Origin of the sequence: Streptosporangium sp. H16 (assembly GCF_051918855.1) — a bacterium.
GTDB lineage: Bacteria > Actinomycetota > Actinomycetes > Streptosporangiales > Streptosporangiaceae > Streptosporangium.
Genome location: NZ_JBPXMD010000004.1, coordinates 402,802 through 425,264, shown reverse-complemented (window position 1 = coordinate 425,264; position 22,463 = coordinate 402,802). Strand labels below are relative to the sequence as shown.

Annotated in this window: 22 protein-coding genes; 12 read left to right on the top strand and 10 right to left on the bottom strand. The window is 72.1% G+C overall.

Annotated elements, in window-relative coordinates; translation table 11 throughout:
• Positions 1 to 53: 53 nt before the first annotated feature.
• Entirely contained in the window at positions 54 to 659 is a 606-nt protein-coding gene (locus tag ACTOQ2_RS09990; protein WP_440066521.1) for a TetR/AcrR family transcriptional regulator, read from the bottom strand.
• A gap of 219 nt (positions 660 to 878) precedes the next feature.
• Here ACTOQ2_RS09990 and ACTOQ2_RS09985 point away from each other — a divergent pair, with 219 nt between their 5' ends.
• From ACTOQ2_RS09985 to ACTOQ2_RS09970, 4 genes are all read left to right on the top strand, one after another.
• Positions 879 to 1,664: a hypothetical protein gene (locus ACTOQ2_RS09985; protein ID WP_440099361.1), complete on the top strand. Its 786-nt coding sequence runs from the start codon at positions 879 to 881 to the stop codon at positions 1,662 to 1,664.
• 28 nt (positions 1,665 to 1,692) lie between these two features.
• A complete protein-coding gene (locus ACTOQ2_RS09980) occupies positions 1,693 to 2,820 on the top strand; it encodes a hypothetical protein (protein ID WP_440099360.1) in 1,128 nt (375 codons plus the stop codon).
• A gap of 94 nt (positions 2,821 to 2,914) precedes the next feature.
• Positions 2,915 to 4,384 (top strand): hypothetical protein, encoded by a 1,470-nt coding sequence (locus ACTOQ2_RS09975; RefSeq protein WP_440099359.1) that lies wholly within the window; start codon positions 2,915 to 2,917, stop codon positions 4,382 to 4,384.
• A gap of 85 nt (positions 4,385 to 4,469) precedes the next feature.
• Positions 4,470 to 5,765 carry an AAA family ATPase gene (locus tag ACTOQ2_RS09970; RefSeq protein ID WP_440099358.1) on the top strand — a complete coding sequence of 432 codons (1,296 nt, stop codon included), beginning with the start codon at positions 4,470 to 4,472 and terminating at the stop codon, positions 5,763 to 5,765.
• A 15-nt stretch (positions 5,766 to 5,780) separates the two neighbouring features.
• Here ACTOQ2_RS09970 and ACTOQ2_RS09965 read toward each other — a convergent pair whose 3' ends face one another.
• Positions 5,781 to 6,734, bottom strand: a complete 954-nt coding sequence (locus ACTOQ2_RS09965; RefSeq protein ID WP_440099357.1) for a GNAT family N-acetyltransferase — start codon at positions 6,732 to 6,734, stop codon at positions 5,781 to 5,783.
• Positions 6,735 to 6,963: 229 nt separating this feature from the next.
• Complete coding sequence (locus ACTOQ2_RS09960; RefSeq protein ID WP_440099356.1) at positions 6,964 to 8,538, bottom strand: MDR family MFS transporter; 1,575 nt, start codon at positions 8,536 to 8,538, stop codon at positions 6,964 to 6,966.
• Positions 8,539 to 8,673: 135 nt separating this feature from the next.
• On the opposite strand from ACTOQ2_RS09960, the gene ACTOQ2_RS09955 reads away from it, so the two are divergent.
• The 4 genes from ACTOQ2_RS09955 to ACTOQ2_RS09940 all read left to right on the top strand — a co-directional run bounded on the left by ACTOQ2_RS09955 (position 8,674) and on the right by ACTOQ2_RS09940 (position 10,857).
• Positions 8,674 to 9,225, top strand: coding sequence for a TetR/AcrR family transcriptional regulator (locus ACTOQ2_RS09955; protein WP_440087572.1), 552 nt, complete (start codon positions 8,674 to 8,676; stop codon positions 9,223 to 9,225).
• Positions 9,222 to 9,539 (top strand): DUF4031 domain-containing protein, encoded by a 318-nt coding sequence (locus ACTOQ2_RS09950; protein ID WP_440099355.1) that lies wholly within the window; start codon positions 9,222 to 9,224, stop codon positions 9,537 to 9,539. The genes ACTOQ2_RS09955 and ACTOQ2_RS09950 overlap by 4 nt, the downstream gene beginning before the upstream one ends.
• A 32-nt stretch (positions 9,540 to 9,571) precedes the next feature.
• Complete coding sequence (locus tag ACTOQ2_RS09945) at positions 9,572 to 10,117, top strand: type 1 glutamine amidotransferase domain-containing protein (RefSeq protein WP_440099354.1); 546 nt, start codon at positions 9,572 to 9,574, stop codon at positions 10,115 to 10,117.
• A 212-nt stretch (positions 10,118 to 10,329) separates the two neighbouring features.
• On the top strand, positions 10,330 to 10,857 hold the full coding sequence (locus ACTOQ2_RS09940; RefSeq protein ID WP_440066503.1) for an ATP-binding protein: 528 nt from the start codon (positions 10,330 to 10,332) through the stop codon (positions 10,855 to 10,857).
• Here ACTOQ2_RS09940 and ACTOQ2_RS09935 read toward each other — a convergent pair.
• From ACTOQ2_RS09935 to ACTOQ2_RS09925, 3 genes are read right to left on the bottom strand one after another with little or no spacing between them, the layout of a single operon-like run.
• Positions 10,744 to 12,186: a WS/DGAT/MGAT family O-acyltransferase gene (locus ACTOQ2_RS09935; RefSeq protein WP_440099353.1), complete on the bottom strand. Its 1,443-nt coding sequence runs from the start codon at positions 12,184 to 12,186 to the stop codon at positions 10,744 to 10,746. The two genes, ACTOQ2_RS09940 and ACTOQ2_RS09935, sit on opposite strands and share 114 nt — an antisense overlap.
• 3 nt (positions 12,187 to 12,189) lie before the next feature.
• The gene (locus tag ACTOQ2_RS09930) at positions 12,190 to 12,339 is read right to left on the bottom strand and encodes a hypothetical protein (RefSeq protein WP_440099352.1); all 150 of its coding nucleotides are present in this window, start codon (positions 12,337 to 12,339) and stop codon (positions 12,190 to 12,192) included.
• A 38-nt stretch (positions 12,340 to 12,377) separates the two neighbouring features.
• Positions 12,378 to 13,448: a PucR family transcriptional regulator gene (locus ACTOQ2_RS09925; protein WP_440099351.1), complete on the bottom strand. Its 1,071-nt coding sequence runs from the start codon at positions 13,446 to 13,448 to the stop codon at positions 12,378 to 12,380.
• A 185-nt stretch (positions 13,449 to 13,633) separates the two neighbouring features.
• On the opposite strand from ACTOQ2_RS09925, the gene ACTOQ2_RS09920 reads away from it, so the two are divergent.
• Positions 13,634 to 14,941: a serine hydroxymethyltransferase gene (locus ACTOQ2_RS09920; RefSeq protein ID WP_440099350.1), complete on the top strand. Its 1,308-nt coding sequence runs from the start codon at positions 13,634 to 13,636 to the stop codon at positions 14,939 to 14,941.
• A 209-nt stretch (positions 14,942 to 15,150) separates the two neighbouring features.
• On the opposite strand, the gene ACTOQ2_RS09915 is transcribed toward ACTOQ2_RS09920, so the two are convergent.
• Positions 15,151 to 16,251: an NADH:flavin oxidoreductase/NADH oxidase gene (locus ACTOQ2_RS09915; protein ID WP_362849349.1), complete on the bottom strand. Its 1,101-nt coding sequence runs from the start codon at positions 16,249 to 16,251 to the stop codon at positions 15,151 to 15,153.
• A 137-nt stretch (positions 16,252 to 16,388) separates the two neighbouring features.
• Here ACTOQ2_RS09915 and ACTOQ2_RS09910 point away from each other — a divergent pair, with 137 nt between their 5' ends.
• The 3 genes from ACTOQ2_RS09910 (at position 16,389) to ACTOQ2_RS09900 (ending at position 19,927) form a co-directional block, all read left to right on the top strand.
• Complete coding sequence (locus ACTOQ2_RS09910; RefSeq protein WP_440099349.1) at positions 16,389 to 16,736, top strand: ArsR/SmtB family transcription factor; 348 nt, start codon at positions 16,389 to 16,391, stop codon at positions 16,734 to 16,736.
• Between the two features lie 126 nt (positions 16,737 to 16,862).
• Positions 16,863 to 17,081, top strand: a complete 219-nt coding sequence (locus ACTOQ2_RS09905) for a DUF2277 domain-containing protein (RefSeq protein ID WP_440099348.1) — start codon at positions 16,863 to 16,865, stop codon at positions 17,079 to 17,081.
• A 263-nt stretch (positions 17,082 to 17,344) separates the two neighbouring features.
• Positions 17,345 to 19,927 (top strand): MXAN_6230/SCO0854 family RING domain-containing protein, encoded by a 2,583-nt coding sequence (locus tag ACTOQ2_RS09900; RefSeq protein WP_440099347.1) that lies wholly within the window; start codon positions 17,345 to 17,347, stop codon positions 19,925 to 19,927.
• A gap of 193 nt (positions 19,928 to 20,120) precedes the next feature.
• Here ACTOQ2_RS09900 and ACTOQ2_RS09895 read toward each other — a convergent pair whose 3' ends face one another.
• From ACTOQ2_RS09895 to ACTOQ2_RS09885, 3 genes are all read right to left on the bottom strand, one after another.
• On the bottom strand, positions 20,121 to 20,291 hold the full coding sequence (locus tag ACTOQ2_RS09895; RefSeq protein WP_389917953.1) for a hypothetical protein: 171 nt from the start codon (positions 20,289 to 20,291) through the stop codon (positions 20,121 to 20,123).
• Between the two features lie 150 nt (positions 20,292 to 20,441).
• Positions 20,442 to 21,155: a response regulator gene (locus ACTOQ2_RS09890; protein WP_440099346.1), complete on the bottom strand. Its 714-nt coding sequence runs from the start codon at positions 21,153 to 21,155 to the stop codon at positions 20,442 to 20,444.
• 11 nt (positions 21,156 to 21,166) lie between these two features.
• Positions 21,167 to 22,393: a sensor histidine kinase gene (locus ACTOQ2_RS09885; RefSeq protein ID WP_440099345.1), complete on the bottom strand. Its 1,227-nt coding sequence runs from the start codon at positions 22,391 to 22,393 to the stop codon at positions 21,167 to 21,169.
• Positions 22,394 to 22,463: the final 70 nt, after the last annotated feature.

Sequence of the window (22,463 nt, the reverse complement as noted above, 5' to 3'; positions counted from 1 at the left end):
GTCCCGCTCCCCTGCCTGCCCCGCCCGTTCTGCCCCGGCCCGGTGCCGCGTGTTCAGGGGAGTTCGGGGAGCAGGGCGAACGCGTGGTCGGCGGCGGCGACGGCCGACGGGTGGGTCCCCTCGGCCGTCGCCCCCCCGACCAGGGCCAGCCAGTTGCGCCGGGCCAGCACCCGCTGCGCGGCGAGGACCTGGCCGGCGACGAGCAGCGCGGTGAGCTCGTCGGTGTCCTCGGCGAGCGCGGCGGCGAGAGCCTCCTCGTCGAGGGCCATGTAGTGGAGCACCCGGGCCGCCAGGCTGGGCGTGGAGAAGACCATCCGGTGGTAGCCGAGCACCTCGGGGTGGTCGTTGAGCCCCGTCACGGGATCGCGCCGGTCGAGCCCGGCCAGGAAGTGCCGGTGCAGCGCCGCCAGCGGCCTCTCGCCCGCCCCGCGCTCGCGGACGACCCGGGCGGCCTCCCCCTGGTGGTCGGAGATGCGGTGCAGGACGAGGTCCTCCTTGGTCGGGAAGTACTTGAACAGGGTCGGTTTGGATACCCCCGCCGACGTCGCCACCTCTGCGACCGACACCTCGTCGAACCCGCGCTCCAGGAAGAGCGCGATCGCCGCCGCCGAGATCGCCTCGTGGACCTGCTGTTTCTTGCGTTCCCGAAGTCCTGTCACGCGTTCCAACCTAACAGAAGCACAACTTGGTTAATATCTTAACCAAGTTAAGGCTTTTGGGAGTGAGGTGCGACGACCGACACGGGACTCGACGACGAGCGGGCTTTTCGCCTTTTATGCACCTTTCGCCCGTTATTGCCATTCAATGGCTCGCGCTTTAATGCTGGAATTCGCTGGAATTCAGGGGAGGCTGGTGGAACTCCTGTTACGCTCCGGGCCGTGAGTGATTCACTGGACGCGCTGGAACGGCGAATAGCCGACCTCCGCGCCGAGGTGCGACGGGCGGTCAAGGCGAGGGAGAACTCGCTCGCCCGGTCGCTGCGCGGGGATTTACGCAGGGCCGAGCAGGCGTGGGACGCGGCGATAGCCTCCGACATCCCGGCGGCCCCGGCGCCGCCACACGAACCCGAGACCTCGCTGCTGCCCATCAGGGAGCAGGTGCACCAGGCACTGACCATGCTGGGCGTGCCGACGCCGGCCAAGCTGATCGTGGCGGTGAACGACGCCTTCTTCTCCCGCGAGCTGCGCGGCTCCCAGCTGACCAGCCTGCGGCGCGACGAGGAGCGCTCGTTCCGCGGCGACCCCTACGCCAGGCCGTACTACCTGTGCGCCGCGCTGACCGATCGCCTCTCCCCCGCCCGGGGGCTGCTCGCCGACAGCACGTGGCCGCCCGAGCTGCGGGTGCTGGGACCGCTGAGCCCCCGCGTCGACTTCCTCACCTCGGCCGTGCGCGTCGCCGAGCAGCTGACCCGGCTGGCGGAGCCGCCCCCGGGGGCGGTGCGGCTGCTGTCGCGGATGGCGCAGAACATCCCGGGGGCCGTCGAGGGATTCGCCCCGGCCGACCCGGCGACCGCGATCCGCGCGGCGCGGGCCGAGCTGGAGGTGCACCTGGCCGCCGACTCCGCGCAGCGGGCCGAGGTGGCGGCACGGGCGACGAGGCAACTACCGGACGTGGAGCGCCTGTTCGGCGCCACCGCGATGAACACCTTGAGGGGGGCCTGTTGAAGACCAGGCTGGACGGGGAGACCGGCTCATGAACAAGCTCAGGGAGAGGTCCTTCCCGAACAGGCTTGACGAGCTGCGCGGACCGATGCCGTCCCGCCCGCACGACGCGCGGGCCATCGCGGCGCTCGCCGCCAACCCCGGCTGCGCGCGCCGGGCGCTGATGGACGCCGCCGGTGTCGACAAGGACCTCACGGCCCGGCACGTCGGCTTCCCCGCGCCGTTCGGCCAGTCCCAGTTCGCGATCAGCCGTGGCAACGTGTTCGAGGCGCTGGTGAAGGAGAACGGCTGCGCCGAGTTGCTGCGGCTGCTGCGCGAGCTGCTCGGCCTGGCCGTCGCCCAGGTCGGCTACCAGGACGTCGAGAGCGTCGGCTCCCACCTGCGCCACTCGCACACCCGGGCGCTGATCGACCGCGCGGCGCGCGAGGACGACGAGACCGCGGTGTTCTACGACCATCCGCTGTTCAGCCTGCAGATCGCCGGGCACACCTCCTACCTGGAGCCGGACGTGGTGGCCTTCCAGATCGGGGGGCGCTTCCACATCGTCGAGATCAAGTCGTTCGGCATGATCGACGGCCAGGCCGAGCCGGACAAGGTCGCGGCGGCGACGCGGCAGGCCGCGGTCTACGTCCTGGCGCTGCGCACGCTCATGGCCGACCTCGGCCACGACCCGCAGCGTGTCTCCCACGACGTGGTCCTCGTCTGCCCGGAGAACTTCGCCAACCGCCCGACGGCGGCACTGGTCGACGTGCGCAAGCATCTCTCGGTGCTCACCCGCCAGCTCACCCGGATGACCAGGGTCGAGCACCTGCTGGAGGGCCTGCCCGGCGACCTGACCTTCGATCTGGCCCCCGGCGAGGACGGCGTGCCGACCCGCTCGGCGGAGGAGCTGGCCCAGGCACTGCTCCAGGTGCCCGCCCGCTACGCGCCCGACTGCCTGTCCACCTGCGACCTGTGCATGTTCTGCCGTCACGAGGCCCGCGCCTGCGGGTCCACCGACCTGCTCGGGCGCCAGGTGCGCGACCAGCTGGGCGGCGTCTCCGGCATGGACGAGGCCCTCGGCCTGGCCGAGGGCACCCGCGAACCGGCCGAGGGGCAGGAGGAGATCGCCCGCCTGCTCCGGCTGGCGAACCGGCTGCGCGAGGAGTCGCTGCGGTGAGGGCGGGCGCAACGGCCGCACGAGACGTCACCGCGACGGAGACCGGCACACCGGGCCCGGCCGCCGGGTCCTCGCGGCGGGCGGGGGGCGGCAGGTGAGCACGCTGACGGCGCTGGCGCAGCTGCGGGCCGTCAGGGACGGCGTCGCACAGCGGATCACCACGGTCCGGCACTGCCACATCTCCGCCCAGCCGATGGTGCTCATCCCGCTCAAGCTCGCGGGAGAGGCCGCCGCGCCGCTGGCCGCCATGGTGGGCACCGACCCGGGTCACCCCCGGCTGCTCATCGTTCCCCAGCCCCGCAACCGGGACCTGCGGTTCGCCTTCGCCGCCGGGCTGGCCGAGGTGCTGCTGCCGTACATCGAGGGGTTCGAGAAGAGCACCGAGACGGTCGAGCGAAGGGGCGGCGAGCCGTACGAGCGATGCCTGGACGCGCCGCAGATCCTGGTGCCTAACCGGCCGGCGGCCTCGTTCGCCGGGCTGCTGGGCCGGTCCACCCGCTTCCGCCGGGCCGACGGCCCCTACCCGGTGCATCCTTCGGTGCCGCTGCTCGGCCGGTGGCTGACCTACTTCGGCGACCGGTCGCGGCAGCCGGGCTCCTCGGTGCTGCTCGCGGCCACCGAGGCGCTGAGTCTGCACTGGGCGACCGGGCAGAGCGGGCTGGAGGACGCCAACCTGGCGGCGCTGCTGGGGTGGATCGATCCGCCGCCGGGAATGTCCGGACGCCGGGCGGCCGAGGAGGCCGAGGATCCGCTGCTCTGGCCTCCGGCCGGTCCCGCCACCGACCCCGGCTTCGACAACGAGGTGCTCGGCCCCGCGATCCGCGCCTACGAGGAGGCGCCGACCGATCGTGCCGTCGACCGGATCGCCCAGGCGCTGCGCACCCAGCTCGACCCCACCTGGCGGCTGATGTGGCGGAGCGTGGACCTGCTGCGTTCCCTGCCCGAGGGGTCGCGGGTGAAGGACCGCTGGGAGATCGACCGCGGGTCGTTCACCCGGTTCGTCGAGCGGATCGCCGAGGGCGGGCCGCCGCAGGCGCGCAGGGACGGGGCGGTCGGCGCCGCCGCGCGGCTGGCGGGTCTGGAGCGGGCGCGGGCGAGCTACGACGTGCAGCGGGCCCACGACGACCCGCTGCTCATGGCCGAGTACCGGCTGAGCGGCGAGGCCTTCGCCGGGACGGTGACGTCCGCCGACCCCGAGCACAGCGAGGGCGAGGGCCGCTCGCGCAAGCTCCGCCCCCTGATCACGGTGCGGACCGGCGACCCGGTGCGGCTCGCCCCCGGCACCACGGTCGGCAGCCCCGACCGGCGCGGCCACGCCGCCGAGATCGTCGAGATCGCGGACGGGGAGATCACCCTCAAGGTCACCAAGGGGATGGGGCGGGGCAGGACACCGGCCCCCGGCTCGGTGCCCGAGCCGGGCGAGCGGGTCTCGTACACCTCACTGACCGACGACTTCCAGTCGTCGGCGGCGCTGCCCGACCCGGAGCGGACGCCGTGGACCCACGGTGGCCCCCCGCAGGAGTACGAGCCCAGTGACGACGACGCGCAGGAGGAATGGCTTTGAGCGTTCACCGGACCCCGCGTCGCCGGGCGGTGTCCCGTCCGGTCGCGCGCGCTCCTCGCGCGACGGGCCGTGACGGGGGTGCGGCATGACCCCGCAGCAGGAGGCGGCGGCCGTGGTGGAGGCCGTGCTCGCCGACCTGCCCCGCCACCGCGGCGTGGTCGTGGACTCGCCGCCGGGCGCGGGCAAGTCCACGCTGGTGGTGAAGGCCGCCGGGCACATCGCGGAGACCGGCGAGCCGCTGATGATCGTCGCTCAGACCAACGAGCAGGTCGACGACCTGGTGGAGCGGCTCGCAGCCGAGCACCCCGACCTGCCGATCGGCCGCCTGTCGGCGAGCGGCTACATCACGCCCGCCCGCATCCTCGCCCACCCCAACGTCTCGGTCGCGGGCAAGCTGCCCGACCTGGGAGACCCGGCCGTGGTGATCGCCACCGCCGACAAGTGGGCCTGGATCGGCGACCGCACCTGGCCCTGGGCCATCGTCGACGAGGCGTACCAGATGCGCTCGGACAAGCTGCTGCGCATCGCCTCGCTGTTCGAGCGAGCGCTGTTCGTGGGCGACCCCGGCCAGCTCGACCCGTTCTCGATCGTGGACGGCGACCGCTGGGCGGGCCTGTCGTGGGATCCGGTGCAGAGCGCGGTCTCGGTGCTGCTGCGGCACAACCCCGACCTGCCGGTGCACCGGCTGCCGGTCTCCTGGCGGCTGCCGGCGTCGGCGGCGCCGGTGGTCTCCGAGGCGTTCTACCCGTTCACCGGCTTCCGTGCCGGGACGGGCCCCGACGACCGGTCGCTGGAGTTCACCGTGAACGGCATGCGCACCTCCCACGACCGGGCGCTGGAGGAGGCGGCCGTGTCGGGCTGGGCGCTGTACGAGCTGCCGAGCCGCCACACGGTGCGCACCGACGCGGAGGCCGTGACGGCGACCGCGCTCCTGGCCACGCGGCTGCTCCAGCGGGGCCCGGTCGCGCACTCCGAGCGCGGCAGCCATCCCGTCACGGCCGACCGGATCGCCATCGGCGCCGCGCACCGCGACCAGGTCGCCGCGATCAGGGCCGCCGGGGTGCCGCCGGAGATCACGGTGGACACCGCCAACCGCCTGCAGGGCCGGGAGTACGACGTGACGATCGTGCTCCACCCGCTCTCCGGGCGCCGCGACGCCACCGCGTTCCATCTGGAGTCGGGGCGATTGTGCGTGCTCACCTCCCGGCACCGCCACGCCTGCGTCGTGGTGGCCAGGGCGGGCATCCCCGAACTCCTGGACGCCCACCCGTCGTCCGAGCCGGTCCAGCTCGGCGTGCCGGTGAAGTTCCCCGACGGCTGGGAGGCCAACCAGGCGGTGCTGGCCCATCTCTCCAAGCACCGGGTGACCCCTGACGGATGACCGCTCTCCGCGCGGTCAGATCGTGCGCCGCCAGACGTCGATGGCCAGCACCTGGCGCATGCCCACCGAGAGGTAGAGGTCGAGGGCGGGCGTGCTGTTGTTGGCGTCGACGTGGAGATAGGTGCCGTCCCGCCCGCGGCGGGCGTCGTCGGCGAACGCCCCGCGCAGCATGAACCGGCCCAGGCCCCGGCCCCTGAAGGCGGGGAGTACGGCCAGCCGGCGCACGTAGCCGCAGTTCTCGTCGCCGAGGAAGGCGTTGGTCCCCAGCAGCATCGCCACGGGCTCGCCGTCGAGGCGGGCGACCGCCAGCTGCGCCCAGTCGGTGTTGACCGAGGAGTCCAGCTCGCCGTACCACTCGTCGTAGTCCTTCGGGGTGAACCCGAAGTGCTCGGCGAAACCGGCCTGCTCCACGGCGTGGCCCTGGCGGCGCACCTCCTCGGTGAGCCCGTGGTGCACCGTCGTCCCGGCCGGGAGCTCGGGCCGGGGCACCGTCCCCTCGTGGTCGGCGCGGAGCCGGATGAAGCTGGTGGCGGCGGCGAAGCCGCGGGCGGCGGCGACGGCGCGCTTGCCGCTGTCCTCGCGGTAGAGGCCGATGTCCACCACGGCCCGGTCGTGACCGAGCTCGGCGGTGATCTGCCTGGCCCGCTCGGTCACGGTGTCCCAGAGCGGGCCGGTCAGGTCCGGCGTGGCGGGGTGCACGACGACGTCCACGTCGACGTTGTCGCCGCCGCCCTTGCGGCAGGCCCAGGCCCACGCCACCAGCCGTCCGGTCTCGTCGTGGACGAGCCAGCCGTCGGACTCCGCGTCGAAGGAGGAGTCGTTCAGCTGGTCGGCGACGTCGTCCAGGGTCATGTCGGCCTTGCCGATCACCTGGGTGTCACAGAGCGAGATCAGCTCGTGGATCTCGCGGGCGTCACCGGCCAGCGGCCGCCGGGTGACGTACCCGGCGGCGGGGGTGGTTGTCTTCATGCCCCCATCGTGGCGGGGGCGGCTTGGGGATCGCTGGGCCGGGACTTGGGGCCTGGCGACCGGCCGTCAGGCCCCGGCGAGCCGGTCGGCCGGGCACTGAGACCGGGACCTGGGCCTGGGACTCGGACCGATCCGCAGGTCGGTCGGGCACCGGGACCGGAACCTGGGCCTCACACCGATCCGCGGGTCGGCCGGGCACCGGCGCCTGGGCCTCGCACCGGTCGGCCGGTCAGTCGAGCGCCGGGACCGGGGTCTGGGCCTCCTCGGACACCTCGGGCCCGCCGCGCAGCGGGATCTCCTTGATGAAGGCCGCCAGCAGCGGCACCACGACGGCGAACAGGATCGCCCACCAGAAGACGCTGGAGACGGACTCGGCCAGCGACTCCAGGAAGCCGACCCGCACGTTGGCGGGCATCTCGTGCAGCGCGGCCGGGTTGAACTGGGCGCCTCCCGAGGCGAGCCGCTCGCCCGCGGCGCCCAGCTTGCTCTCCAGGCTCGAGGTGAGCTGGTTGTTGAAGACCGCGCCGAACAGCGAGACGCCGAACGATCCGCCGATGGAACGGAAGAAGGTCGAGGCGCTGCTGGCGACGCCGAGGTCCTTCTGCTCGACGCTGTTCTGGGCGATCAGCATGGTGGTCTGCATCAGGAAGCCCATGCCGAGGCCGAGCACCGCGATGAACACGCCGGTCTGCCAGGCGGGGGTGTTGACGTCCATCAGGGAGAGCAGCCACATGGCGAGCGCCATGCCCGCGCCGCCGACGATCGGATAGATCTTGTACTTGCCGGTCTTGGTGATGGCGCGGCCGACGAAGAGCGAGACCACCATGGCGGCGCCCATCATCGGGAGCAGCAGCAGGCCGGAGTTGGTGGCACTGGCCCCCTGGACGGTCTGCTGAAACAGCGGCAGGAAGTTGATCGCGCCGAACATGGCGAAGCCGAGCAGGAAGCCCACGCCCGAGATCAGGCTGAAGTTGCGGTCGCGGAAGACGTTGAGCGGCATGATGGGCTCGGCGACGCGGCGCTCCACCAGGACGAACAGCACCAGCGTGACGACGGCGAGCCCGGCCAAGCCGAGGATCTGCCACGATCCCCACGCGTAGTCATTGCCGCCCCAGGTGGTGATGAGGACCAGCGCGGTGATGCCGGCCGAGAGCAGGGCCGCGCCCAGCCAGTCGATGCGGTGCTCGGTGCGGAGCTTGGGCAGCTGCAGCTTGACCACCAGCAGGGCCAGGGCGGCGAACCCGACGGGCAGGTTCACGTAGAAGGCCCAGCGCCAGTCGAGGTGGTCGGTGATGAACCCGCCGACGAGCGGGCCCGCGATCATGGCGAGTGACATCACGGCGGCCATGATGCCCTGGTACTGGCCGCGCTCGCGGGGCGGGACGAGGTCGCCGATGATCGCCATGGCGTTGACCATCAGGCCCCCGGCCCCCAGGCCCTGAAGCGCGCGGAAGGCGATGAGCTGCGTCATACCGCCGGAGGGCCCGCCGAGCATCTCGGAGCCGGCCATGCCGCAGAGCGCGGAGCCGATCATGAAGATGACGATGGAGGCGAGGAAGATGCTCTTCCTGCCGTACAGGTCACCGATCTTGCCCCAGATGGGGGTCGAGACGGTGGTGCCGAGCACGTAGGCGGTGACCACCCAGGACAGGTGTGTCAGCCCCCCGAGCTCGCCGACGATGCGGGGCAGCGCGGTGCTGACGATCATGTTGTCGAGCATGGCCAGGACCATCGCGAGCATCAGGCCCGGCAGCACCACCATGACCTCGCGACGCCGCGCCGGCGCGGCCGCGGTCTCCTTCACTTCTTCGCCCCCTGTTTGAAATCCTTTGGAGATCCTTGTGGATCTTCCTTACTTGCCGACCGGCTAGCATCGGCTATGCTGGAATGTAAGCCGCTTACTTGCCGGCCGTCAAGTTAATTTCTCGGTAAGGGAACCATGAGGGAACACGCCGACACACGGACGCGCATCCAGGAGATCGCCCTGAAGCTCTTCACCGAGCAGGGCTACGAGGCCACCTCGCTCCGCGAGATCGCGGAGGCCCTCGGCGTGACCAAAGCGGCCCTTTACTACCACTTCAAGACCAAGGACGACATCATCGCCAGCCTGGCGGAGGACCGGGTGAGGGCGATCGAGGAGCTGGTCACCTGGGCCCGTTCCCAGCCGCGCACCGACGAGACGCGCGAGGAGCTGATCCGCCGCTACTCCCACGACCTGTACCGGGGCAGGCACCGCGAGGTCATGCGGTTCTTCGAGCGCAACCAGACCTCGCTCAAGAACCACCCGACGATGGAGAAGACCCGCGAGCGGATGTTCGAGCTGCTCGCCTTCCTCGTCGACCCGGAGGATCCCCTGTCCACCCAGCTGAGGCACTCGATGGCCCTGTTCGCGCTGCACGCCTCGCTGTTCATGCTCAGGGACGAGTCGATCACCGACGAGGAGCGCCAGGCCGCCGCCCTGGAGGTCGCGCTCGACCTCGCCCGGCGGTGAGCGTGCTCATCGACCCGCCCAACTGGCCGGGTCCGCACGACCTGCTGTGGTCACACCTGGTCAGCGAAAGCTCGATCGGGGAGCTGCACGCCTTCGCGGAGCTGCTCGGCGTGCCGCGCCGGGCGTTCGACCGCGACCACTACGACGTTCCGGAGACCGTCTACGAGCGGGCCGTCGCGCTGGGCGCCGAGGCCGTGTCCTCGCGCGAGCTCGTCACCCGGCTCATCGCCTCCGGTCTTCGCCGGCGCAAGGTCCGTCCCGGTACCGATGGTTCTCGCATGGATACCGACTCTTCGGGCATGGCATCCCTTTGATGACATCACCGCACGTCAACGGAGGAGACGACATGCTGAACGGCAAGACGATCGCGTTCCTCGTGGCCCCGGAGGGCATCGAGCAGGTCGAACTCACCGAGCCCTGGCAGGCCGTCAAGCAGGCGGGAGGAACCCCCAGGCTCATCTCCACCGAGCAAGGTCAGGTCCAGGGGTTCAACCACCTCGACAGGGCCGACACCTTCCCGGTGGACGCGACGGTCGAGGAGGTCTCCGCCGCCGACTTCGACGGGCTGGTGCTGCCGGGTGGCGTCGCCAACCCCGACTTCCTGCGGACCGTGCCGGAGGCCGTCGGCTTCGCGAAGGGGTTCTTCGACGCGGGCAAGCCGGTCGCGGCCATCTGCCACGCGCCCTGGACCCTGATCGAGGCGGACGTCGTGCGCGGCCGGAAGGTCACGTCCTGGCCGAGCCTGCGGACCGACCTGCGCAACGCCGGGGCGACCTGGGAGGACCACGAGGTCGTGATCTGCTCCTCGGGCCCGAACACCCTGATCACCAGCCGCAAGCCCGACGACCTCAAGGCCTTCTGCCAGGCCGCGACGGACGCCTTCTCGGGCTAGCGCCATCGATCACCCAAGCCGGGCGGGGGTCTGCGGCCCCCGCCCGGCGGGCGTTCCGCGCCCGGAGCGAATCCTCCGCACATCCGATTACCTGTCACGTATGCGGCACTTTGCCATGCGTTGCCGTATTCCAGGGACACGATCACCCATCCCCGATTAGGACGGGTCGCCCAGGGCAAAGCTTCTACACATCGCTGCGAAAGGAGGGGACCGTGGAGGCCACGATCGCGTTGCGTCTGCCGCGTGACGCCGCGAGTGTTCCCGTGATCAGGCAACTTCTCGACTCCTCGCTCCAGGCCCTGGGCGTGGTGCCGCAGATTCGCGAGGACATCCAGCTCATGCTCTCGGAGGCGTGTTCCAACGTCATCCAGCACGCCACCCCCAGTGACGACTACATGGTCAGCACCGAGCTGACCAGGGACCGCTGCGTGATCAAGGTGGTGGACGCCGGCAACGGCTTCGACTTCTCGGAGACCACCTCCCCCGCCCCCACCTCCGAGCACGGCCGGGGGCTGCTGATCATGCAGGCCCTGGCCGACGACATCCGGTTCGTCAAGCGGCAGGAGCGGGGCTCGATCGTCTGCCTGGAGAAGACCCTGCGCTTCGTCGAGGACGCCCCCGGGCTGTCACTGCTCCTCAACGAGGAACTTGAGCTCCAGGAGGGCGTCCCTGAGATAGTCGGTGACGGTCCACACGTCGGGGACCATCTCCCTGCAGGCGATCACGCCGACGTCAAGTGAGCCGTCGTAGGAGAAGACCGTGATGTTGATGCCACCGCTGGCGTCGGTCACGACGGAGACGGGGTGGTACGAGAGAAGCCTGGCGCCGCTCACGTAGAGGGGGAGCTGCGGGCCGGGCACGTTGGAGATCACCACGTTGATCGGGCCCGCGCTGCCGGCGAACAGGTTGAAGGCCGCGCGGGAGGCCAGGCCGGTCAGCGCGGAGGGCATCATGTCGCTGAGCTGCTGGAGCCAGCGCGCCGGGGCGAGCGACGAGCGGTCCTTGATCAGGCGCATGGCGTCCCGTACCGCCATCAGCCGTTCCACCGGGTCGGCGATCTGCGTCGCCAGAGTGGTGATCATGATGCTGACCTGGTTGCCCGCGCTCTGGTCGCCGGGGACGCGGAGCGAGAACGGCACCCCCGCGACGAGGGGCTGCTCGGGCAGCGCGTCGTGCTTGAGCAGCCACTGGCGCAGCGCCCCGGCGCACAGGGACATCACCACGTCGTTCACCGTGACGCCGAAGGCGTTCTTGACCAGCTTGACGTCCTCCAGCGGCAGGGTGGTGTAGGCGAACCGCCGGTGCGCGCTGATCCTGCCGCTGAAGGGAGTGCGGGGAACGGTCATGCGGGGCATGGCGGGCACCTCGGCGGCCCCGGATCCGGACAGGTAGGTGGCCAGGTCCCTGGTGAGCCGCGAGACCAGCCCCGCCCCGGGCACCTGGGAGATCAGCGGGATCTCGTCGAGGTGCGGGACGGCGTTGATCAGGAACCGTATCGTGTTGGCCGGGTTGACGACGGCCTTGGCCAGCCCCCTGACGACCATCTCCCCGGTGTCGATCTCCTCCTCGGGCTCGGCCGCGGGCGCCAGCCGGACCTCGGCGGGCTCGGGTGAGGTGTCCAGCAGGCTGGCCAGCACGTCGGCACCGGTGACGCCGTCGACCGCGGAGTGGTGGACCTTCATGTAGAGGGCAGTACGGTCGCCGCTGAGGCCGTGGATCAGATACATCTCCCAGAGCGGGCGGCGCCGGTCCAGGCGGCGGGCGTGCAGCCTGGCCACCTGCTCGCCCAGCTGCTTGTCACTGCCCGGCCTGGGCAGCGCGATCTCGCGCACGTGGTAGTCGAGATCGAGCCTGGAGTCCTCGGTCCAGTACGGATGGTCAAGGCCGAGCGGGACGAAGGCGAGCCTCATCCGGAAGGGCGCGGCCAGGTGGAGGCGGTGGGCCAGCAGCGACACCAGGTCGCCGCGCGACAGCCCACCGGACAGGATCGCGAGTCCCCCGATGTTCGCGACGTTCGTCGAGGTCTCGAAATTCAGGAACTGCGTGTCCACCGCACTGAGCTGCCGCACCGTCTACCTCCGGGATGTCGTTCTCCCATCCTGCTCCCGCGAGGTCCCCAGAGCCAACGCGGCCAGCCCCACCAGGAAGACTACGGACACAAGGATCAACGACAGCGGGATGAGCACGAGCACGACGACGACGGTCATGATCTCGCTGATCAACTGCGGCACCGGAGAGCTGTGCCCTGATTACCGGGCCGTTACACCGCGTTCCAGCGACAGAGCTTCAGCGCGAGATGGAGTTCTAACCTGTGGGTTCCGTTCTTGAGGTTGCGGCCGGCCAGCTGCTCGATTCTGGCGAGGCGGTAATAGAGGCTGGTGCGGTGCAGGTGCAGCTGTCTGGCGGTCTCCTGCGCGTCTCCCCCGCTGTCCAGATAGGTCTCCAGGGTGACGAGGAGCGCCGGATGCTCGCGCAACGTGTCGAGCGGGCTGCCCGCCGCGCCCGGCCGGCCGGTGAGCGGCTCGGCGAGCAGCCGGTAGACGCCCAGGTCCGGCCAGTGGGCGACCGGCCGCAGCGTGCGTTCCGCCGCCGCGGCCCTGGCCGCGGCGAGCGCCTCCTCGTGCGCCCGTACGGCCGACTCCAGCCCCGGGTGCGACGCGCTGACCCCGACGCCCGCCCGGATCCTGGCGGCCAGCCGCTCCCCCAGCGCCGTCGCGTCCTCGCCGCGGTTCAGCAGCAGCACGGCGTGGCGGTCCAGGATCGTGAAGGCCGGCGGGCGGCGCACCCTGGCCAGCTCGGCGCCGACCGCCTCGCGCAGGCCGTCCGGGTCGCCGCGCAGCGCCATGACGCGCAGCGGCCCCTCGCCGAGCACACCCGCCGCACGCCGCACGCCGATCTCGCCGATGAGCAGCTGGCTCAGGGTGTGGGAGCTGCCGCCGTCGTCGAGCAGGGCGGCGATCGCGGCGGCGTCGCGTACGGCCCTGTCCCGCTCCTGCGGGTTCAGCGGGCCATGCCCCTCGATGATCCAGAGGTAGCCGACGCGGCGGTCCTGGTGGAGCAGGGGCACGCAGAGCCGGGCCGCCATCCCCAGGTCAGGATTTTTCGGGATCCGCACCGGCTCGCGGGTCGCGGCCACCCCGTGCGCCTCCTGCCAGGCGCTCACCTCCGCGGGAACGGACCGCGAGAGGATGGCCTGGGCCCTGACCTGATCGACCTCCCCGTGGTGGGCGCTGTGCGCGACGACGCGGCCCTCCAGGTCGTCCACGGACATGCCCCTGCCCACCGCCATGGCCAGTGATTCCAGCAGGTCCTGGACATCGTCCGCTATCACGGTCCGATCCTACATATGTAGGAAGTATCTCCGGCGTCGGAACGATGACTCGATCTGGCGCGAGCCGTAGCGTCGCACTTGTTCATTTCGGGGAGTCCGTCTCGTGAGAGGCGGGGAGTCCGTCTCGTGAGAGGCGGGGAGTCCGTCTCGTGAGAGCCGTCCGATCGCCCGGTGAAAGGAGCCTCGTGGAGGAGCGCAGCCGCGTCGCCCCGTGGGCGCCCCCGCGGGCACAGCTGCGCCTGGCCGAGCTTGAGGCCGAGGTGGACGGGCTGGGACTCGACGCGGTCACCCGGCTGGTCGAAGCGGTGCTGGCCGAGCACCGCGGCCGCCTCGACGAGGACGGCGTGGTCCTGTACGCGGGCACCAACACGATGAGCGCGCGCGCGAGGGCCGCGCACGAGATCTCCCTGGGCTGCCGCCCGTCGATGGGCTGGCCCGGGGACAAGCACCAGACCGGCCTGGACGAGCTGGACGTGCTGGAGGTGCTCGCCCCGCTCCAGGTCGCGGCGCTGATGGGCGGCGAGTTCGCCGAGGTGCGGCTGCAGAGCGCCACCCTGGCCAACCTCGCCTGCTACAGCGCGTTCGCCCGCCCCGGCGACACGATCGCGGTCCTGCCGGAGACCGCCGGGGGCCACGCGAGTCACCATGCCCAGGGCGCCGCCGGGATCCGGGGCCTGCGGGTGGCCGGCCTGCCCTACGACGCCGGGCGGCTCGACGTCGACCACGCGGCCCTGCCGGCGTTCCTGCGCGAGCACCGGCCCGCGCTGGTGGTGATCGGCGCGAGCCTGATGCTCTTCCCGTACGACGTCGCGGGAGTGCGGGCGGCGTGCGACGAGGTGGGGGCCCTGCTGGTCTACGACGCCTCGCACGTGGCCGGGCTGATCGCGGGCGGCCGGTTCCAGCGGCCGCTGGACGAGGGCGCGCACCTGGTGACCATGTCCACCTACACGTCCTTCGGCGGCCCGCCGGGGGCGGCCGTCGTGACCCGCGACGAGGATCTCGCCCGCCAGGTGGCGGCGGCCGCCTATCCCGGCCTGACCGCCAACTACGACGCCTCACGGCTGGCACCGCTGGCCCTGGCCGCCGCCGAGCACGCCGCGGGAGGTTCCGGGTACGCCGACCGCTGCGTCGCCAACGCCGGGGCGCTGGCCGCGGCGCTGGACGGCGAGGGTTTCACCGTGGCCGCCGCCCACCGGGGCTGGACCGTCTCGCACCACGTGGCGGTGGACGCCGCCGCGTTCGGCGGCGGGGACGAGGCCGCCCGGCTGCTGGCCGAGGGCGGCGTCTATCTCAGCGGCGTCCACCTTCCCGGGCAACCTCCCGGTGAGCCCGCGCGGGGCCTGCGGATCGGCACCCAGGAGGTGACCCGCCGCGGCTTCGGCCCGAAGACCATGGGTGAGGTGGCGGTCCTGATGCGCCGCCTGCTCATCGACGGCCAGGCTCCCGCCACGGTCCACCGGGACGCGGTGGCCCTGCGCCGCGCCACCCCATGATCACGGACCGGCCCGCTCGACCCCCGGGGGTCCGCCCCCTGGCGGGCCGGTCCGCCCAACGCCACTCCCCCTGACAGGCGGACCGGCCCGCGTCCCCCCTGGCGGACCGGTTCGCCGCCTTCCGCCCCACCCGCGCGCGTCGCCTCATCCGGACGGGTCACCTCCCCGCCCGGCGGCGGGGACGCGCGCGGGTGGCGGCCGGAACCGGGTCAGACCGCGCGGTGGTACTGGTCGGGCCAGCGGGCTCCGGCGGAACCGAGCTCACGGGCGGCGAGGTTCGGCCAGTAGGGGTTGCGGAGCAGCTCGCGGCCCAGCAGGACGGCGTCGGCCTGGCCCGAGGCGATGATCTCCTCGGCCTGCCGGGGCCGGGTGATCTCACCGACCGCGCCCACCGGCAGGTCGGTCTCGGCCTTCACCCTGGCCGCGTACGGCACCTGGTAGCCGGGCCCCGCGGGGATGCGCGCCCTGGCGACGTTGCCTCCGGTCGAGGCGTCGAGCAGGTCGACGCCGTGGGCGAGCAGGTCCTTGGCGAAGCGGACGGTGTCGTCCGCGCTCCAGCCCTCGCGGTCGTCGGCGGGATCCTCCGCCAGCCAGTCGGTGGCCGAGATGCGGAAGAAGAGGGGAAGCTCGTCCGGCCAGACCGCGCGGACCGCGTCGACGACCCGGAGCGCGAAGCGGGTGCGGTTCTCGTACGAGCCGCCGTACGCGTCGGTGCGGTGGTTGCTGAAGGGCGACAGGAACTCGGCGATCAGGTAGCCGTGCGCGCCGTGGATCTCGGCCACCTGGAAGCCCGCTTCCAGCGCCCGCCGCGCCGCGGCGGCGAAGTCGTCCACGATCCGGTCGATGTCGCCGGCGCCCAGCTCCGTGGGAGTGGGGTGGACGTCGCTGAAGGGGATCGGGCTCGGCCCGACCGGCTGCCAGCCGTGCTCGCCGGGGCCGGTGGGCGCGCCGCCCTGCCAGGTGCGGCGGGTGGAGGCCTTGCGCCCCGCGTGCGCGAGCTGGATGCCGGGCACGGCGCCGTGCTCCAGCAGGAAGCGGGTGACGCGGGTGAACGCCTCCCGCTGGCGGTCGTTCCAGATCCCGAGGTCGGCCGGGCTGATGCGTCCCTCCGGCGCCACCGCGGTGGCCTCGGTCAGGATGAGTCCGGCGCCACCCACCGCGCGGGCGGCCAGGTGGGACAGGTGCCAGTCGGTCGGCACTCCCTGCTCCGGTCCCTCGACCGCCGCGGAGTACTGGCACATCGGAGCCATCCAGACCCGGTTGGGGATGGTGACGGACCTCAACGTCAGGGGCTCGAACAGGGCGCTCACGGCCGTACTCCTTCTTGGGAGGGATCTCGGGGACGGCGCCCCGGCTTCACATCTAATACGATAATCTACGTACTACGATAGATGTCAAACTACGATCACCTTCGTACAATAGAGTCGACCCACAGAAGGGACCCACCGTGTCGACCGCGTCCGCCAGGGCTCTGGAGCACCCCGCGTGCGGGGAGATCCGTCTGGAGGGCGTGCTGCACGCCCTGTCCGACCCGATGCGCCTTCAGATCGTGCGCTTCCTGTGGCAGCTGGGGGAGGACGAGGGGGCTCCCTGCTCGGCGATCGAGCTGGCGGTCACCAAGTCGACCACCACCCACCACTTCCGGGTGTTGCGCGAGGCGGGCGTGATCAACCAGGTCTACCGGGGCACGGCCAAGCTGAACGCGCTGCGCCGGCGGGACCTCGACACGCTCTTCCCCGGGCTTCTCGGCGCCATCCTGGCCGCCGACGCGATCCAGTGCGAACGCGACAGCTGACCACCGGCGCGCCCCGGGGCCGGGCCGGGCGGTTCCGGGGTGATCCAAGGATCGGCCGGACGGTTCCGGCGAAGCGGATCGGATCCGGCGGACCGGAAGAGCCGCGAGACGGAGTACCGTCCTGTCATGTGCCGGAGTATCAAGACCCTTCGTGAGCCCTACGCCAGCGATGTGACCGACGACGACGTGCGAGCCGCCGCGCTCCAGTACGTCCGCAAGGTGTCGGGCTTCCGCTCCCCGTCGACGCGCAACGCCGAGGCCTTCGAGCGGGCTGTCGAGGCGGTGGCCACCGCGACCCGGACCCTGCTCGACGATCTCCAACTGAAGCACGTCTCCCGCGACTGACCTCGGACGACCGGAGACGGCGGAAGGCGGGCGGCGGCGGGGACGCCCGCCCGCCGCGACACGTACGTTCCTCCGACGGAGGCGGGGACCGCTCCGCACCGGGAAACCAGGACGACAAAGAGCCCCGGGGGACAGTACGGTTACCCCCCGAGGGGCGGCTCCTGGACGTGCTTCCTTCTTCTCATGCAAAGGGCTTTAGCGCGTCCGCTCTCCGCCCCTCCTCGCATTCTTCCGACAGGGAGCTCGGGCAGGGAGAGCACACGATGAACAGGACGGCCGAGATCCTGCTGCGGCGGCGCCGGCTCGTGCTTCCCGCCCTCCTCCCCGCCGGGGAGGCCGCGACCCCTCCGAGGCGCTACTTCCGCAAGCCGCGCGGCTCGCGGTGGATCGCCGGGCCCGGCCTCGGGCTCGGCATGCAGGTGCTGGAGACCGAGCTCCTGCAGCACGGCTTCCTGATGTCGGCCGCGCTCAGAGCCGAGTTCGGGCGGATGACGGCCACCGACCTCGGCCTGGCGGGCCGCGGGCTCCTGCACGCGCTGCGGAAGGAGGTGGGCGACCACGTCGAGCACGTGCCGCTCTTCCGCCACTTTCCCGAGAGCGTCCCCGCCGACACCGCCGAGCTCTACGTCCGCAGGGTGTTCACCGTCCTGCTGCAGGAGCCCGAGCAGCCGTGCGCGCTGTGCGGGCGAAAGGACACCGTGCAGGCGGTCTCCCCCTGCGCCCACCTGGTCTGCCACGCCTGCTGGGACGGCTCCGACTACGCGGGCTGCCCGATCTGCCACCGCAGGATCGACCCGGACGACCCCTTCCTGCGCCCGGCCGACGTCCCGGCGGCCCGGACCGCGCCCGCCGCCGCGGCCGTCACCCGCCGCTCCCTCGGCCTGCTCTCGTTCCACGACGACGTCGCCACGGCCGCCCGGGAGGTCACCGTCTCGCTGCTGGAGCGCCGCACCCCCCTGTCGGCGGTCGACCGCGAGGACGTCACCGTGCTGATCGGCGACCACCTGCCGGAGGCGGCGAGCTGGCTGCCGGAGACCATTCCGGTCCGCGAGACCAGGGCGGCCGTCCTGGCGACGCTACTGCCCCACCTCTCCCCCGCCGCCGCGCGCGACCTGCTCGACCGGCACGCGGACACGGCGACCGACGTGCTGCGCCTGCTGTACGCGCTCATGGGCGGCGACCCGGGCCTGCACACCAGGCCGCCGCGCCGTCTCTCCCTGCCCCGTCCCGTACGCCGCGTGCTGCTGGCCCGCCTCGACTCGCTGCCCCTGCGCCACCTCGCGGAGGACCTGTACCGCCACCCCGAGGCGTGGAAGCACATGGCGGAGACGCTGCACCCGCACGAGTTCCACCGGCGCCACCCCACGGTGGCGCTGGCCTTCGCGGCGCTGCGCGGCACCCCGCTCACCGGCGCGTTCGGACGGGCGATGCTGGAGGACGCGGCCGGATATCCCGACGTGCTGCGCGTGGACGGCGGGCGGTTGCGCGTGGAGACCTTCGCGAGCCGGGTGGAGGCGGCGCTGCGCGCGGGCGAGCCCGCGCTGCCGCTGCTCGCCGCGAGGCCGGGCGAGCTGGTGCGGCGACTCTTCAAGCTCCTGTCCAACGGGGAGAAGGGCGTCGCCGAGGCGACCACCGCCGCCGCGCCCCGGGTCGCGCCCGGGGTGCTGATCGCCGCCCTCGGCAGGCTCCGCACGCCGGTCGGCGGGTCGCGGGTCTTCCTTCCGCGCGGCGACACCGCGCGTGCCTGGGTGCGGCCGGACGATCGCCCCGAGCTGCCCGAGGGCGAGACCAGGCCGGTCGTCGCGGCGCTGACCGGCGAGATGCTGCGCCGCGCGGGCGCGCTGCCCCCGCTGGGGCGGGTGCTGCTGGACGAGGGGCTGGCCGACCTGGTCGCGCCCACCTCCGAGCGGTCCGCCTCCGGCTCCCTGGTCAGGATTCCTCGCGGCAGCGTGCAGCCGCTCCCCGACGGGGATCGGATCCGCCTGTTCCTGCACTGGGCCGAACCGCCGGACGAGCAGATCGACCTCGACCTGTCGGTGATCCTCTACGACACGCACTGGCAGTACGTCGGCCACTGCGACTACACCAACCTGCGCCTGGACGGGGCCGCCGCCGTGCACTCCGGTGACCTGACCTCCGCCCCCGAGCCGCTCGGAGCCTCGGAGTTCGTCGACCTCGACCTCGCCGCGCTGCGGGCCCTCGGCGGGCGCTACGCGACACCGATCGTCTTCAGCTACAACGACGTGCCGTTCGACGATCTCGTGCGCGGTTTCGCCGGGTTCATGAACCGGCCGGAGGGCCTGTTCGACCCCCGGGCGGTCGAGCAGCGTTTCGATCTGACCGGCTCCGACAAGATCCGGTCTCCTCTGGTGGCCGACCTGTGGTCACGCACGATGCGCTGGATCGATCTCGGCCAGGCCAGTGAGGGGTACGGGCACAACGCGTTGGGCTACGGCTCGCATCTGGCCAGGATGTACGCCGCGATCGAGGACTCCTGCCTGCGGGCCGGGCACGTCACCCTGTGGGAGGTGGCGTGCTGGCACGCCGCCGCCCGCGCCGGCGAGGTGCTGGTCCGCCGCCTGGACGGCTCGGTCTCCCGTTACGCGCGCCGGGCCGGCGAGGACGTCGCCGGTCTCGTCGCCAGGCTGATGGCACACGACCACGACGGACCCTGGGAGGAGCCGGTGGGCGACACGGACCTCGCCGTGCTCGTTCACGCGGACCTGGACCTGTCCGAGGGCTCCTGCCTCTACGCGCTCTACCCGTGGAGCGCGGACGCGAGCCGGGTGGAGCTGCTGGACGCCGCCGACCTGGTCGGCGCCCTGGCCCCGGAAACCTCCGGCTGATCACCGGTCCGGCCGTCCGCCGTTTCCGGCGTCCGGGGCTCCGGCTCCCCCGATTCCGGTGCCCCGGTTCCGGCGCCCCGGCCTCGGGCGACCGGCGGCGGCCGGACGCCCGGACCGGCGACCGGCCCTGCCGGGCCCGGTCGCACCGGCCCCGGTCCCGCCTCCGGGCGGTGGTCTCGCCCCTGGACGGCGGTCAGTCGCGCGTGTTCGAGGAGCGGAAGAGCCTGCTCACGAACATGACCACCACGCCCACCAGTCCGATGATCAGAGCCCACTTGAGGAGCGTGAAGAGGAAGCCCAGAACCGAGCCCAGCAGGAGGAAGCCGATCACCACGGCCGCCACGATCAGAAGAATTCGTCCCATGCACTCCACGCTAGGCCCCCGCCGGGCCCGGCGGCAGGCCGGAGCCCCGATGCCAGGGACAAGCCAGGGTTTTCCCTCATGACCACCCCGCCGTCCGAGGGCCGGAGGCGGTGGTCTTCCATGATCTGCGGGGATCGCGCCGTCGCGAGATCACGATGGGGGCGGGGTGGCGACGAGCCCGCCCTCGTAGGCCGCGATGACGAGCTGGGCCCGGTCACGGGCGTGCAGCTTGGCCAGGAGGCGGCCGATGTGGGTCTTGACCGTGCCGACGGTGAGGTGAAGGTGCTCCGCGATCTCGGAGTTGGACATCCCCCTGGCGATGAGGGTGAGCACCTCGTGCTCGCGCTGGGTGATGACGCCGAGGTCTCGCCGGGCCGGGGCGGGATGCGGGCGTAGCAGGAAGTCGGCGATGAGCCGACGGGTGACGGTGGGCGCGAGCAGCGCCTCGCCGGAGGCGACGACGCGGATGGCGGCCAGGAGCTCGGTCGCCGTCGCGCTCTTGACGAGGAATCCGCTGGCGCCGGCCCTGAGCGACGCGTACACGTACTCGTCCTGGTCGAACGTGGTGAGGATCAGGACACGGATGCCGGCACCGGCCGGGTCCCCGCAGATACGCCTGGTCGCCTCGATCCCGTCCATGTCCGGCATCCGTACGTCCATGAGGACGACGTCCGGTCGCCGTCGGTGGGCCAGGAGCACGGCTTCGGCGCCGGTGCCCGCCTCGCCCACGGTGACCATCCCCGGTGCGGTGTCGATGAGGACCTTGAGGCTGTCGCGTAACAGGACCTGGTCCTCGGCGAGCAGGACCCGGACGGGCGGGGGCTCGTGCGGGGACCGGTCGGGCGGGGCTGCGTCGCCGGTCATGTCGTCGCCGGTCATGACACGGTGCCGCTCGGGTCGTAGGGCAGTCGGGCCGCCACGCGAAAGCCTCCTTCGGGCCGGGTTTCCGCGCTGAACGTGCCTCCGTACATCTTGGCCCGTTCGCGCATGCCGATCAGGCCGTGTCCGCCGTGTCCGCCGTGTCCGCCGTGGTCACCGTGGTCGCCCTGGCCCGCTCGCGGCGGCCGGCCGTGGCGGGGACCGTCGTCGACGACCTCGATCACGGCCACCCGCCCGTCGACGTCCACGGCGACCGAGCAACGGGTGGGCCCCGCGTGGGTGACGACGTTGGTCAGTGCCTGCTGCACGATCCGGTACACCGACATCGCGACCGCCGGAGGTGGCGCGGCCTCCTCGCGAACGGTCAGGTCCACCTCAACTCCGGCCGAGCGGGCGTCGGCGGCCAGCTTGGGCAGGCCCGCCATGCCGGGGACGGGCAGGATGGCCTCCTGCAGATCGCCGTCGGACCGCAGAAGGCCGAGCACCCGGTGGATCTCGGCGAGCGTGCTTCGGCTGGTCTGCTCGATGACGGCCAGCGCGGCGCGCACCTCCTGAGGGCGGGCGTCGGCGACATGGTTGGCCACGGTGGCCTTGACGGCGATCAGGCTCATGCTGTGGCCGATCACATCGTGCAGTTCCCGGGCGATGCGCCTGCGCTCGTCGGTCACCGCGGCCTCGGCGAGGCGAGCGGCCGTGTCCCGCTTCCAGCGCACGACCGTCCCGAGGGTCCATCCGACGGTCAGCAGCACACAGGTCACACCGATCTCGATCGGCCAGTACGGCGGCAGCTCGCTCTTCCACCCTGTGAGCACGAGCCCGGGGAACACCTGGGCGTAGAAGACCAGGATCGCGGCCACCGCGGCGGACGCGCACGTCACCAGGCCCGCCGCCGACCATCCGACCGGGACGACGGTGGCCACCAGGTACAGCACGAGCACGGTCGGCACGAACGACAGCCAGATCATGCCCGCCGCGACGGCACCGGCCATGGTGGCCAGCGCGCCCGAGGCGCACGCCACACCGAGCATGGCCCGCGGCCGGCGTCTCCGGACCGCGACCGGGAGGCTCACGACGGCCGCCACCGGCCAGGCAGACCAGAGTGGCCACCACGACGACGGCCCCGGCGGATCGACGATGGCGTACCCGATGGTCAGCGCCAGGACGACCGCCGCCACCGCGTCGAGGACGCCCCTTCCACCGAACCGCCGCCACGTCCGATCCATGAGGAGAAGTTATCGCCTCACCAGATCACCCGGCGTCTGCCCAGGGTAGGACATTCGCCTCTGTCCTGGG